Origin of the sequence: Nostoc sp. C052, assembly GCF_013393905.1 — a bacterium.
In the GTDB taxonomy this organism is placed as follows: domain Bacteria; phylum Cyanobacteriota; class Cyanobacteriia; order Cyanobacteriales; family Nostocaceae; genus Nostoc.
In genome coordinates, this window is sequence record NZ_CP040272.1 from 6,042,434 (window position 1) to 6,055,722 (window position 13,289).

Consider the following 13,289-nt stretch of genomic DNA (forward strand, 5'->3'; position numbering starts at 1 on the left):
TGGGCGACAAGAGAGCCATACAGACTGGACGCTCATGTTGCCCACTCCACAATATTGGATAATTTATTTCTTGGAGTTCCCTAATTCAGACACTTTCTGATTATTTGTTGTTTCAAGGTGACTCAGAAAATATCAGGAAATAATAGAAAAATTACCCATTAAAAACACGACTGCGCCACTTATTCAATCGGGATTCTCCAATTGTGGCAGACCGTCGAGAATCAGCAATTTGCTCTTGCAAAGCTGCAATCTGTTTTGCTTGGGCGTCAGCTTGCTGTTGCAAAGATGTATATTCGCCTGTGCTGCTAACAGAACTGGAAGACTGCCAACTACTACTAAATTTTGTTGCCCCGATGCTAGCAAAGGGTCTTAAGTCTGCTAGTTGTTGTTGCAAAGCTGTAATCTGGCTTTCTTGGTCTTGAATCTTTTGCCGTAAGCTTTGTTCGCCTGCTGTGGGAGTTGCAATAAAGCCTGGAGTAGTAGTTTCTGGCTTTGGCTTGAATATTTCAGCAAGTATTGCACTCACATCGGTGGGTTTCAGTTTACCGTAAGGAGTGTTGGTAATTAGCGATCGCACCAGTTGGGGTTCATTATTCGTAACTAGGTTCTTATCACTGCTAGAATTGCTCCGCACTAGTTGCAGCATATTGGTAAATTCCAATATCTTTTTACCCGTTTGGGTTTTGTAACCCCGGTAATATGGCACTATATTATCCCCAAAGGCATCTAGATACTCGTCGCTATCAAGATAAGAATCAATATCCGCCTCAAAGCCTGATTCATCTAAAATGTTGCTGTGATAAGTTGTCTCGGAGTAGTCATCAGGAGCGCGGCCCAGTAGGTGTTTAAAGTTTAGTTCAATCGCACGGTAGCGGTAAACGTTATTAAAAAATCTGGAGCGATACAACTCTGATTTAGCAACCTGACGCACAAACTCACGAACATCAATTAGACCTTGCTTGAGTTGGGATTCTGGAACGATAAGCCGCTCACTTTCCATAATGTAGGCATTACCCAATACTTGCCGATAAACTGCCCGGATGACAATTTCGATGTCATCAGCTGAAGCAATAGTCCATAGTTCGATGGGTTCTGTTTGGGAAAATGCTTGATATTGGCGTCGGCCGGTTTTGTCGTCGATGAAGGTCTGCATATTTGGGTTCGTGTAGGTAGGAGTAACTAATGACTTTTAAAGGTAATGGGAACTAGCATCGCTTCTCTTACGAGACACGCAAGGAACGCAGAAGTAGTCAAAAGTAGCCGATATTTTAGGTTAAGAGACTTTAGAGAACCCGCAAAATAGCAATTGGCTCTCAACAATCAAAAGTCTAAAAACTTCTTTACCTAAGCTTTTAACCTGTTATTATCTGGCTGCTTACTTTTACTCAACAATGCTAAATGGTTGTTAGTTTTTAGTTTTCAGCACTTAGTTTTAGCAATAACTACTAAAGCCTAACTACTAAGCTTTGCTAATTCTCTTTACAGTCACGATTAATTTATCAAGTTTTGGGGAGCTTTTTAGTTACATTTTCTAACAAACTTAGACGGCTAACTGTTAATAACTAACAGCTAATCACGATCAGAAATTAGCAATTAGACATTAACAATTAGCCGTCAACCCCCTTGGGGAGTATTTAAAATTCAAAATTTAATTTTGAATTGGAGTTGTCAAAAAAATTTCCACAGGATAGAGACTTTCAAGGACGCTCATCAAATCTAGTGTAGAAACCACCGTATTTTATCCAGTATTGTTTCAAGGTATGATGAGGCGTATGCAAACTAGCTTTTGCCTGATATAAAATTACTTGACGATGATCGCCCATCCAAATTTTATTAATGGGGTCAACGGATATTGTTGTTCCTCCTAAAGAAGCAACACATTGAGAGAATCTCTCAATCGTTGTATATTCTAATGTCTCGAATATAAAAAAGTTACCCGAACAAATCAAGTGGCGGCTGCGAATCCAGCAGCGCATCTTTTTTTCAGCCTGTGGAGGTAACATTTTGGTTTTAACAGATTCAAGCTGAATTAACATAATGCGCTCACCGCAGGTAATTCATCAGCAAAACTTTCTCGTTTTTCAAATTGCAATGGGCCAGCAGTTGATCCCCATATTTGCTGATGGGTTTCAATATCCATACCTTTATCTAGACTTAGCCAAGTATTCTCGGTTACTTCTACTTCGCTGATTAGATATGTCTGGCATCCATTACGCTTAATCAGACATTGATTGCCTGGTTCTACACTACCTCGAAACATTTCACCTTCTCGTTGGAAAACCATTGAACAGTGATAACGCCGTTCGATGCTTTCTGGGGTGATGGTTTTGAGGATATCTAATTCACGAGCAGCGCCCGCATAGAGTATAGGATCTTTTAAGCTGTAATTTTCGATATAAATGCGATCGCCGCAATTAACTAGTTTATGTACTCCCTGGCGATAGGGTGTCCATAAATCGTGATCGTAAGCTTGTTCCGAATAAAAACCGATGGCAGAAAAAAATTCAACAGGTAAAGGACGAAAATAAATGTGAATGTGGGCGTAAAGTTGCGAATTTGCAAAAGATTGCTTGTAGTTGCTAAAATCTCCTGCCATCCAACAGGCTAAGGTGAGCAAATCGCTGGCGTTGGTGCTAGATTCTCTGGGCGCTATAGTCACGTCGCTTCGCTCCAAATTCAAAATTCACGTATTACAATCTCCATAAATAAATTTAGGAGCTTGTATCCTTTTATGTTTTAACCTGATATTTGCTAACTGGTTGAACTTGACAAAGAGCGAATCTCTGAAGAAAAGGAAGCTGTTGTCACACCTTTACCATCACTGGTTTTAATCATCGCTACCCGAAATCGGAGATTTGGGTTAGCAAACCAAATTCGCTCCTCAGCAGCAGCAAGTTCATACTCTGTTAGTAGGGTAAAAACACCATCGTCACTCAAATGATACTTAGCCACTGCGGGAATCGTTTCGGCGTATCCCTTGTCTCGTAGTAGTTTGCCTCTAGAAGGATTTTCGATATCGGGAATTGGCACTAGCACAGTAGTACCAGAGATTGGTTTATCATCCCAGTCTGACTCACCTTCCCAAGTCATCCGAAAGGGGTGGGTGATACTGGCGGGGTCAGTGCCATACAATTGACAGATTGCTATTACTGACGGATCATCGGTGGATAGAGACTCAATGTCAATGTTAGACAGCACTTCTTCAAAATGGGCGAATGCTAAATGATGACCGCTACGCTGCGATCGCCATCGTCCAATTGAAAGTTCAAAGAATTCAGTAATTTCCATTAGAAAAGTTATCTTAAAAAGTAGCTTAAAATTCAAGAGATATCTTGGCTAAAAAGTTATTCTCCTAGTCTATATACTAGCTTTCTCGATCACAACTGCATTTAGGAGTGCTGAGTGCTGAGTGCTGAGTTCCGAGTTATTATTCTCCCCCCAGTCCCCAGTCCCCAGTCCTCTATTTAAGCAACTTCAGTGATACTGATAATTTTGCCGCCTGTCCGATGAATGTTTTGCACTTGTCCAGATAGCTGATTGTAGTTAACTACATATTCCAGCTTGCCTAGACGGGTAGGGAGATTCGCTGAACCTTTGACTGCCTTAATCAGGAAACGTTTGCTGGTGCTGTTTACACTAGAACCAGCAGCGGGAGCCTTGATGGATGTGGGTAGATTTGAACCAACATCGCTGATCAGTTTAGCTTTGCGATCGCTGTCGCTGCTAGCTACTCCTCTCAGTAAGGCAAAGGTGCGGTTAAAGGTAACATTCTTAATTCCGATTTGGGAGCTAGTGCTACGAACATAAGGAACAATATTCTCGCCGAAATTCTTCTGATACTCTTCGCTATCGATATAGGATTCGATCTCAGCATCATAGCCCTGTTCATTGTAGATGCGGACGTGTTCGGAAATTTCTGCCTGATCAGCAGGAGGACGGCCTAGTAAGTGTTTGAAATTCAGTTCAATGAACCGATACTGAGAAGAAGAACTGAAAAACAGGGATTGATAAAGCTCTGATTTGGCAACGATGTTAACGAATTCACGGACGCTGATTTTGCGATCGCGCAATTGCGATTCTGCTGTGGCTAGTCGCTCACTTTCCAACAAGTGAGCATTGCCCAAAACCTGTTTATAAACTGCCCGAATCAGTGTTTGTAATTCACTTTCGCTGGTGTTCGGACGCAGTTCAACATTAGGTGAATCAATTGCCCAAAGTGACATTAAATTATCTCCTGAAAAACGCTAATTAAATTTCCGAGCATCCTACCCCTTAGAGAGGTGGAATTTCCCTTCAGTTGTCAGTTATTTTTGCTACTGACTAGCTTTTGTAAAACTTTAGTTTGTAAAAATGCGTTAAATATCTTCGTATATGACAACTGACGGCGGAATTCATCAAACCTCAAATAGTCTTACCAATTCCCATTTCCATAGAGAAATTCGACCACAATCAATAGAATCAGTATCTTCAAACAGAGTGATTTCTAACCGTGATGCTGGTCTGAAAGCCATTTAAACTATCTCCCAGTTAACAACTAAATTTTATGAGAAGGATGTTCAGAAAATGTAAAAAAAACTTTATATCATTCTGACAAAGGGGAAGCCATAAAGACTTTAAACCCTTATTAGTCTTGATGATTTTTAGTTTTTGCATTGTTTGACTTTATATATTCTGATACGATGATGAAGCTATATTTGTTAAAAATTATTAAGTTAAATAATACTTTACTTTAGAAAAATTTCATCTTTTTTTAGTATTTGATTGGGGACTGGGGGAGAAGCAAGGGAGCAGGGAGAAGAATTTTCCCCTCCGCCCCCCGCACCCTGCCTCTTTTCAATGCCCAATGCCCTTGGTTCAATCTTCTGAGAATGCGATCGCCATTTGGTGGCATCTGTAAAATAAAGTAAAGAATAGCTGTAGTAAATGCACCTATGGAAATCCATCAAATCCAAGCTGAACTGAAGAACCCAGATTTTCAATATCGTCTGAAGGCGATCGCGGCCCTCGATAATTATGAATCAGAAGTTGCAGTTCCTCTGCTCACGAGTAAACTTCATGACTCAGAATTTTTGGTGCGTTCTTTTGTGGCCAGGGGTTTGGGTAATCAACAATCAGCAGAATCTTTTGCGGCTTTGATGCAAATTATGAAATTTGACGATACCCCCAACGTGCGAGCAGAGGCGGCAAATTCTTTATCGTTATTTGGCAGAGTCGCAGTTTCTCATCTAGTTTTAGCATTTTATCAGGATGACCACTGGCTAGTGCGGCGGAGCATTTTGGCTGCGATCGCTGAAATGGATTGCCCTGAAGAACTATTTGATATCTGCATTCAAGGTTTAAAAGATGAAGATTTTACCGCTCAAGAATCTTCTGTGGATGCACTCGGCTTATTAGCTAATTCTAGCCAACATACTGCGGCATTATCCCAAATACTAACGTTAGTGAATGATGAATCTTGGCGGATGCGCGTGCGAGTTAGCTATGCCCTCAAACGATTTGACGAGCCGGAAGCAAAAGCAGCCCTGAACCAACTCCGACAGGATGAGGATCACCGAGTTGTCGGCGCTGCTTTAGAGGACTTGTTGCCAAATTGAAGGGGGCAGGAGGCAGGAGGCATCAGATAATCCCAAAACACTTGTATAGACGGCGATTTATCGCGTCTCGAAAACCTAAAATTGTTGCCAGTAGCCCTTAACCCAAGCGTTGGGTAGTTTTCCTCTTGCCTTTCTTGATAAAACTTGATTTGAATAATAGACATCTCCGAAAATGAATGTAGAGACGTAGCAGTGCTACGTCTCTACAAGGATTCTGGATAACGCATATTTAATTTCTGGAGATGTCTAATGTAAATATATGAATCTACCTTAAATTTGACAAAAATATCCGGTTAATCTGCCAAAATCTGGAATAAAAGATCAACTTTTTCGAGATGAGGAGGCATTTGTGACCGAAAACGACTTATGAGACAGAGCAACTAAATTTATTTATGGGGATCATTAATTTTGAATTTTGAATTTTGAATTCGGAGCGAAGCGACGTGACTGATATACAAACTGGTCAAATGACTTGGCGACTACCAGGTTCCTCAGAATGCGCCTTACATTTGCGGCATAATGCTTCAGAACCTTGGCGATCGTATAAAGAATTTCCACAATATGTTCTACCCGATCCGCCTGGCTTTTCCGAAGGATACGCTACATTTTTAGCGCTCCTGAAAAAAAACTGGCAGCCTTTCTAAAAAGTGCTGAGTGCCTAAAAGTCGACTCAGGACTCGGAACTCAGCACTCTCTAGGTACTCAGTTTGCTCAAGTACTCAAACTCTCACGAGTTGTTTTGCGGGTGTAAGCGTTCCAAACGTCGAGTTCTGAATATGGACGGCTGGACAGCATGGCTCTAGTTGCTTCTGTCAGTCCTTGGGCAAGAGTAAAATCTGCTCCAGCGATACTTTGAAGATGCTCCATCTCTGCATCACTGAGGTCAGTTGCTCGCAGGTCTGTATCTCGCAAATCGGCTCCAGTCAATCGAGCATTTCGCAAACAAGCCCCTGTCAAATAAGCTTTCGTCAGGTCAGCCCCACTCAGAGAGGCATCTTGCAAATTAGCTTCTGTCAAGTCAGCACCACTCAGATAGGCTCCACGCAGATTAGCACCTTGTAAATCTGCATTTCTTAAAGAAGCTGTATTCAGAAAAGCACCATTGAGATTAGCACCCGGCCCTACCGCTCCAGAAGCTTTGTAATTATATTCTGGGGGCCATTTCGTTTGTGAATCATAACGCGCTACTTGGAGTTTGGCTCCCTCCAAATTTGCGCCACTGAGATTTGCTTGTTGAAGATCGGCACGGTTTAAATAGGCTCCCTGCAAATCAGCCCCACTTAAATCGGCTCCTCGCAGATTTGCACCTCGCAAATCTGCCCGACTCAAATCGGCATGACTCAAAACCAACCCACTGAGGTCGGCTCCTAATAGCTTGGCTTTACTCAAGTTAGCTTTTTGTAAATCGACTTCTCTTAGGTTGAATTGGTACAAATCGACCCAATCCACAGCGATTCCGGCTTTGAGGGCTGTTAAGATTTCTGGAGTTGGACTGGGGCGAACGCTAGTAATAAGTTGAATTTCACTATTTGTCATCAGCTGATTAAAATATAACTTTTGGAGTTATTCTACACTTTAGCTAAATCGCGACTTCATCTCATCACTCAGTATTTAATAACGCCAAAATTTGATAAAACGAGGTTTCAAAACAGATGCATATAATACCGCCCTTGGCAATGATCGAATTCTTCCGTAAAAGTGAGGGTACATGGTTTACGGAACGTTCCGTTCATCATTTTGACTCGGCGGCAGATGAGTCAGGGGAATCGAATTTGATTATTAAAGTCCTAGAAAAGGATGATCCAAAAGTCCAAGAAGTTTGTATAGCCCAAGGGATAGACCCTACGAAAGCAACAGGCGGTGCTAGCTTTTCATGGCAGGCTAATCTGGATACCAGGCTCCCAAATACTGATAATGCCGCCATTTTGGTTGATGTTCCCGACGAAACCAGGCGTTTTGGAAAACTGATCCGCAACCAGGGCTATGTTGAGAGCATCCCGGTTGTGAGTCGGTATCGGTTTGCTGATGATGGAGTGCTGACCATTGATACTGACTATGACAATAATCAAGGTCAGGAACGTTGTTGGTTTGTTACGGATGATTTTCGTGTCAGGGTCAGTACAGTACGAATGATGAACGGAGTCAACTTGATGACTTATTGTTCTGAACGTCGTTGTATTTCCCAAGAAGCCTTGGAGCAAATGATCGGTCGCAATCATACTAGGCGTTAGGGGGGAGTGGGGACTGGAGAAGAAGCAAGGGAGCAGGGAGCAAGGGAGAAGAGTTTTCTCCTTTGCCCCCCCCGCCCCTCTGCCTCTTTTCAATCCCCAATGCCCCATTAAGGAATGTTGCTTTGTTTCTCATAAATGAGACGTGCATGATTGCCATAACTTATTTTCATGCAAGGGTTAACAAATCATGCTCCATGTATAAGCCTTTCCTGGAATTTTTAGAAAAAGAGCTATTTCAGCGGTTTGATTTACAAAGTAGGGTTATTCCCCCTGGTTTGGAATTCAAAGTTAGCGATCGCGGCAGAAACCCAGCAACTATCCGCAGTTGGTGTTACCAATCTCAAGAGTTGCGGAAAATTCGCTATACCTATATTGATGCCGGGGAGAGTGCCCAAATTTTTAACAGCGTAGTTTATCCCAGTCATAACTACGATCTACCTCTGTTAGGGATTGATTTTTTATCCTTTGGTAAAGTTAAAAACCTGATTGTGCTTGATTTTCAGCCTTTGTTTCAGGATGAAGATTATCAAAACAAATATATCGTTCCGCTAAAATCTCTCCACGATAAATACCCAGATTTGGCGCAAAACTTAGAAATGAAGTTTTACGATGCCAACCAGTATTTTTCTAAGTACCTATTGTTTGCTAAAACAGACCCGGAAACAGTGGCAACGCGAGTCTTTGAAGCTTTTCAAGATTATTTAAACTTGTATTGGCAAATGCTAGCAGATGCCCAACCGCTCCAAGATCCAGAAGATATTCAGCGGATTGTCAAAGCCCAAAAAGACTATGACCAATATAGTGCAGACCGCGATCCTGCATCTGGTTTGTTTAGCAGCTACTTTGGCCATGAATGGGCAGAGCGCTTTCTCCATGAATTCTTATTTGAAGATGCTGTTCCTTTAGCGGTTGCTGCCGGCAAAAGATGACTATTGTTGGGTATTGGGAAAGAAGAGGCAGAACGCAGAAGTTCTTTAATTTTGAATTTTGTTAGCGCAGCGTAAAGCCTTCGGCATGGCTTCGCTTAGAGCGAGTCTGCGTTCGCTTTTAGCGTCTCGTAGAGAGCGTCATTTTGAATTTTGAATTGGAGCGAAGCGACTGTGACACTGTATCAGCCATTTCTTGATTATGCGATCGCCTATATGCGATCGCGCTTGGATTTACAACCTTATCCCATCCCCGCTGGGTTTGAATCAAAGAGTGCTGTTGTGGGCAAGGGAAAGAACGAAGAAGAGGTTGTCACCACCAGTTATGCTTTTCAAACTACAAAATTACGGCAGATTCGCGCAGCTCACGTACAGGGTGGCAATTCGTTGCAAGTACTGAATTTTGTAATTTTCCCCCACCTTAACTACGATTTACCCTTTTTTGGGGCGGATCTGGTCACATTGCCTGGCGGGCATCTCATAGCTTTGGATATGCAGCCCTTATTTCGTGATGATTCAGCATATCAGGCAAAATATACTGAACCGATTCTGCCCATTTTCCACGCTCATCAACAGCATCTATCTTGGGGAGGGGATTTTCCTGAAGAAGCACAGCCCTTCTTCTCTCCCGCTTTTTTATGGACTCGTCCCCAAAAAACTACTGTAGTCGAAACTCAGGTCTTTGCCGCTTTCAAAGACTATCTAAAAGCTTATCTAGATTTCGTGGAGCAAGCAGAACCCATAACAGATTCCCAAAATTTAGCAGCCATTGAGCAAGCCCAACTGCGATATTTAAGATATCGGGCTGAAAAAGACCCAGCAAGAGGGATGTTTAAACGCTTCTACGGTGCTGAATGGACTGAAGAATATATCCACGGCTTTTTATTTGACCTAGAAAGGAAATTAACAGCTATCAATTAGAGGCTCTTGTACAGGAATTCAGGAGCAATGGCAGATTATAGCAGATCAACCTACAAATATTTTTAACTAGAGCGATCGCATGGGAAGAATCATTTAAGCGATCGCTTTTGTATTTAATAAACTTTGATCTCTCTCTAAACCTCTTTACTAAAAGGAGAGAGGCTTGGAGTCTTGGGGTTTAGGTCTATAGGTCTATATTAAATTCAACTACAAACCCCGTCCACGGAGTTCAAAGACTCATTTACGGAGTTCAAAGCCTCATTTATGAGTATGTATTAAAGATTCATCCGGTTTTTGGCGAGTTTTCCGTGGCTCCTAATAAAATCTATCAAAGTATTTGCATTAATATGCACAACCGTATATAGCGGTTATCAGTAGTTACCATTGCGGGAAAAGATAGAGACGATGCACCCCGATACTTGGAAAAGCAAGTCAATCGTGTTTTGAAACAACTAGGAGAAGTAGAGGAAGAATAATGAGCGATCGCTACAGTATGGTAATTCAATGGTCAGATGAAGATAATTTCTACTTAGTACATTTACCGGAATTTCCGGGGAATTAAAAAAACTACACTCAATACTCTTATGACTTTTGCTCTACCTGAAACAATAAATAATATTTCTCAGCTTATAAAAAAGGAGTTTGAGTTAGAAAGTTTTCCAAAACTTCGTGGTTTAAAGAATTTAGATATACAAAAATGATGAGCGATCGCTTAAGGTGTTTAAAGCACTTAGGCGATCGCACTTTACCCCAATTCCTCAACATCAGCACTTTCCCCTTCCGACTCAACAAGCTCAAACTTAACTTTGTTGTATAAATCTTGTAGAGAAATCTCAAATGGTACGGTTACAAGTGCGATCGCTTCATCTTCTTCATCATATTCACGAAGCGTCCATTGCTTTTTCCCAGTTTTGGAAAATTGATCTACATGAATTCGAGTTTGGTCAATTAATAGGTATTCTTGGAAAGTGGAAATAGTTCGGTAAGCCTGAAATTTATCTTCGCGATCGTACCCTTTAGTAGATTTTGATAAAACCTTAACAATAATCTGTGGATTCAGAATTATATCCTTTCGGTTGTTAAAAAACTCTGGCTCATCCGCCAGAATCGTCACATCTGGATAGGTATAGGTACGCTTTTGAGTTATCCACAGACGAACATCACCCATGAAAACTCGATAGTTCTGCTTTTTAAAAGCAAAATTCAACTCAGTACTCAAGTTAAGTGCTATTTGATTGTGATTTATTGTTCCACCTGCCATAGGAATTATTTGCCCGTCAATGTATTCGCTTTTATACTTAGCAGCTTCTTCTAGCTCTAAATATTCCTCTGGGGTATAGTATCGCTGTTTTGTTATTTGCATAGTTTGATCAGGTAGCAATGTTTAACGATACGGAGCATCTAGTGACCCATGTTTACCCAACAGTTTAACGTGGTTGAATAGAATTGCAATGTGCTTACAAAGTGAGCGTAGGCGCAGCCCGCACTTCTCTACGAGACGCTGCGCGAACGACAAAGCTCAGTGACCACCGTAGACATCGCTATCTCAATTCACAAAGTCTTTTAACTTTTTTCCTATTGATAACCGGCTGCTTGCAACAGAAACAATTTGGCATAACGTCCTCCTCGCTTTAATAATTCTTCGTGAGTTCCCTGTTCTATAACTTCGCCGTTTTCTATAACTAGAATTTTGTCAGCCATTCGTACCGTTGAGAAGCGATGGGAAATCAAAAGTACCATCTGATTTTTAGTAATAGCGCGAAAATGATTGAAAATCTCAAACTCAGCTTGGGCATCTATTGCTGATGTTGGTTCATCTAACACCAAGATATCTGCTTGCGATCGCATAAATGCACGAGAAAGAGCAATTTTCTGCCACTGTCCCCCCGAAAGTTCCTGTCCTCCCTTAAACCAACGACCAAGTTGAGTCTGAAAGCTTTGAGGTAATTGGTCGATAAAAGATTCGGCCATGCCTTTTTCAGCAGCACTTTGCCAACGGGTTTTGTTGTCGAGATGTTCTACATCGCCCACGCCAATATTCTCCCCTACAGTGAACTGGTAGCGGACAAAGTTCTGAAAAATCACACCAATCCGACGCCGCAACACATCCACATCCCATTCTTGCAAATCCAAGCCATCTAAGAAAATTTGCCCAGAGTCAGGGGTGTAGAGTCGGGTAAGTAGTTTGATTAAGGTAGTCTTACCGGAACCATTTTCACCGACAATAGCCAGTTTCTCTCTGGGTTTCAAATGCAGCGAAATGTTTCTCAATGCTGGCTTGGAACTTCCCGGATAAGTAAATGATACGTTCTCGAAACGGATACCATCTTGAGAATTTAAACCAATGGTTGCTTTACCCCAAGACTTTGGTACTTCTTCTTCTAGGAAATCATAGAGATTTGATAGATATAGGTTGTCCTCATACATCCCGCCAATAGAAGTAAGGGCATTGGAGAAAGTAGATTGTCCTTGGCGAAAAACGGTAAGATACATAGTCATATCTCCCAAGGAAATCTTACCTAGCACTGTTTCCAGAACAATCCAAGCATAAGCTAGGTAAAAAGCACCAGTACTGATTAAACTCAGGAGATACCCCCACAGTCCTCGCCGCAGAGTCAAATCGCGGTCTTCGCCATAGAGTTGATTGAACAAGTTGCGGTAACGCCCTAGCAGCATCTCTCCCAACTGGTAGAGTTTGATTTCTGTGACAAAATCTTCTCTTGCTAGGAGATTTTCTAAGTAGTGCTGTTGACGAGTTTCTGCGGCACGCCAACTAAACAAGCGAAAACCTTCTCCAGCAAACTTTGTTTCGGAAATAAATACAGGCATAGCTGCCAAAATCAGCACCACCACTGCCCAACCTGAGAAATTTACTAGCAAAATACCGTAGGTGAACAAGGAAAGAGCATTTTGCACTAACCCAAAGGTGCGATTTACTAAAGAAAGAGGACGAACTGATGCTTCTCGTCGGGCATTGGTCAGTTTGTCATAAAACTCTGAGTCTTCAAACTGCCTAAGATCAAGTGTCAGCGCCTTTTCTAAGATGAGTACATTCACCCTCTGACCCATTAGCGCCCGCAATAACGATTGACAAATGATGATTCCCCGCTGACTACCTGCTAGTAAAATTACAGCGATCGCTTCTAATCCTACATAAAATAGCGAGGGATAAATATTGACAAAACCATTGCTTTGTGAATGAACTTGAGAGGCAAGTACCACTGCATCCACAATTAACTTACTGATGTAGGATATTGCCGCCGGTAAAAGACCAGCCACCAAAGTTAAACTAGCCAGAAGAATAGTAAGCGATCGGCTAGTAGTCCATACTAAGCTTACAGCCCGTCCACTGTATCGAAAAACCGTTAGTGACTGGCGTAGAATATTTCTTTTTTTTTAATCTTCATTTTTCTTGCCGCGAGATACCCCAGCTTGGGCGGATCTTCCTGACTCTATTAAATCTTTATTAATTTTACATTTTTCTAAGAATGTTGGCTGAAAACCCCGAAGTTGAAACCTAAAAACTAGTTTTGTAGAGTGTGTTATGCCGTAGGCTAACGCACTAGGGTGTTAACTTTGTACCATTTTAGGTGTTCAAAATTCAATGCAAAGTTGTT

General features: G+C 41.7%; 13 protein-coding genes. 5 read left to right on the forward strand and 8 right to left on the reverse strand.

Annotated elements, in window-relative coordinates:
* Positions 1-151: 151 nt before the first annotated feature.
* From FD723_RS24975 to FD723_RS24995, 5 genes are all read right to left on the reverse strand, one after another.
* Positions 152-1,153, reverse strand: a complete 1,002-nt coding sequence (locus FD723_RS24975; RefSeq protein ID WP_179067776.1) for a phycobilisome rod-core linker polypeptide — start codon at positions 1,151-1,153, stop codon at positions 152-154.
* Positions 1,154-1,697: 544 nt separating this feature from the next.
* Positions 1,698-2,036, reverse strand: a complete 339-nt coding sequence (locus FD723_RS24980) for a CpeR family transcriptional regulator (RefSeq protein WP_179067777.1) — start codon at positions 2,034-2,036, stop codon at positions 1,698-1,700.
* The gene (locus FD723_RS24985) at positions 2,030-2,659 is read right to left on the reverse strand and encodes a chromophore lyase CpcT/CpeT (RefSeq protein WP_256874919.1); all 630 of its coding nucleotides are present in this window, start codon (positions 2,657-2,659) and stop codon (positions 2,030-2,032) included. The genes FD723_RS24980 and FD723_RS24985 overlap by 7 nt, the downstream gene beginning before the upstream one ends.
* Before the next feature lie 92 nt (positions 2,660-2,751).
* On the reverse strand, positions 2,752-3,288 hold the full coding sequence (locus FD723_RS24990; RefSeq protein ID WP_179067778.1) for a phycobiliprotein lyase: 537 nt from the start codon (positions 3,286-3,288) through the stop codon (positions 2,752-2,754).
* Positions 3,289-3,464: 176 nt separating this feature from the next.
* Complete coding sequence (locus tag FD723_RS24995; protein ID WP_179067779.1) at positions 3,465-4,223, reverse strand: phycobilisome rod-core linker polypeptide; 759 nt, start codon at positions 4,221-4,223, stop codon at positions 3,465-3,467.
* A gap of 708 nt (positions 4,224-4,931) precedes the next feature.
* Here FD723_RS24995 and FD723_RS25000 point away from each other — a divergent pair.
* Positions 4,932-5,594 carry a HEAT repeat domain-containing protein gene (locus tag FD723_RS25000; RefSeq protein WP_179067780.1) on the forward strand — a complete coding sequence of 221 codons (663 nt, stop codon included), beginning with the start codon at positions 4,932-4,934 and terminating at the stop codon, positions 5,592-5,594.
* Positions 5,595-6,037: 443 nt separating this feature from the next.
* On the forward strand, positions 6,038-6,238 hold the full coding sequence (locus tag FD723_RS25005; RefSeq protein WP_179063521.1) for a hypothetical protein: 201 nt from the start codon (positions 6,038-6,040) through the stop codon (positions 6,236-6,238).
* 67 nt (positions 6,239-6,305) lie between these two features.
* Here FD723_RS25005 and FD723_RS25010 read toward each other — a convergent pair whose 3' ends face one another.
* Positions 6,306-7,130: a pentapeptide repeat-containing protein gene (locus FD723_RS25010; protein WP_179067781.1), complete on the reverse strand. Its 825-nt coding sequence runs from the start codon at positions 7,128-7,130 to the stop codon at positions 6,306-6,308.
* A gap of 116 nt (positions 7,131-7,246) precedes the next feature.
* On the opposite strand from FD723_RS25010, the gene FD723_RS25015 reads away from it, so the two are divergent.
* The 3 genes from FD723_RS25015 to FD723_RS25025 all read left to right on the forward strand — a co-directional run bounded on the left by FD723_RS25015 (position 7,247) and on the right by FD723_RS25025 (position 9,672).
* A complete protein-coding gene (locus FD723_RS25015; RefSeq protein WP_179067782.1) occupies positions 7,247-7,825 on the forward strand; it encodes a phycobiliprotein lyase in 579 nt (192 codons plus the stop codon).
* Positions 7,826-8,019: 194 nt separating this feature from the next.
* Positions 8,020-8,754 carry a 15,16-dihydrobiliverdin:ferredoxin oxidoreductase gene (locus FD723_RS25020; RefSeq protein WP_179067783.1) on the forward strand — a complete coding sequence of 245 codons (735 nt, stop codon included), beginning with the start codon at positions 8,020-8,022 and terminating at the stop codon, positions 8,752-8,754.
* Between the two features lie 171 nt (positions 8,755-8,925).
* Positions 8,926-9,672, forward strand: coding sequence for a phycoerythrobilin:ferredoxin oxidoreductase (locus FD723_RS25025; RefSeq protein ID WP_179069276.1), 747 nt, complete (start codon positions 8,926-8,928; stop codon positions 9,670-9,672).
* Between the two features lie 745 nt (positions 9,673-10,417).
* Here the strand turns inward: FD723_RS25025 and FD723_RS25030 are convergent.
* Positions 10,418-11,035 (reverse strand): Uma2 family endonuclease, encoded by a 618-nt coding sequence (locus FD723_RS25030; RefSeq protein WP_179067784.1) that lies wholly within the window; start codon positions 11,033-11,035, stop codon positions 10,418-10,420.
* A 212-nt stretch (positions 11,036-11,247) separates the two neighbouring features.
* The gene (locus FD723_RS25035) at positions 11,248-13,056 is read right to left on the reverse strand and encodes an ABC transporter ATP-binding protein (protein WP_179069277.1); all 1,809 of its coding nucleotides are present in this window, start codon (positions 13,054-13,056) and stop codon (positions 11,248-11,250) included.
* Positions 13,057-13,289: the final 233 nt, after the last annotated feature.

Bases quoted from the DNA above. Each gene is read 5' to 3' on its own strand.
- FD723_RS25015 (WP_179067782.1), top strand. From the start codon at position 7,247: ATGCATATAATACCGCCCTTGGCAATGATCGAATTCTTCCGTAAAAGT.
- FD723_RS25000 (WP_179067780.1), top strand. From the start codon at position 4,932: ATGGAAATCCATCAAATCCAAGCTGAACTGAAGAACCCAGATTTTCAA.
- FD723_RS25020 (WP_179067783.1), top strand. From the start codon at position 8,020: ATGTATAAGCCTTTCCTGGAATTTTTAGAAAAAGAGCTATTTCAGCGG.
- FD723_RS25030 (WP_179067784.1), bottom strand. From the start codon at position 11,035: ATGCAAATAACAAAACAGCGATACTATACCCCAGAGGAATATTTAGAG.
- FD723_RS24980 (WP_179067777.1), bottom strand. From the start codon at position 2,036: ATGTTAATTCAGCTTGAATCTGTTAAAACCAAAATGTTACCTCCACAG.
- FD723_RS24975 (WP_179067776.1), bottom strand. From the start codon at position 1,153: ATGCAGACCTTCATCGACGACAAAACCGGCCGACGCCAATATCAAGCA.
- FD723_RS24990 (WP_179067778.1), bottom strand. From the start codon at position 3,288: ATGGAAATTACTGAATTCTTTGAACTTTCAATTGGACGATGGCGATCG.
- FD723_RS24995 (WP_179067779.1), bottom strand. From the start codon at position 4,223: ATGTCACTTTGGGCAATTGATTCACCTAATGTTGAACTGCGTCCGAAC.
- FD723_RS25010 (WP_179067781.1), bottom strand. From the start codon at position 7,130: ATGACAAATAGTGAAATTCAACTTATTACTAGCGTTCGCCCCAGTCCA.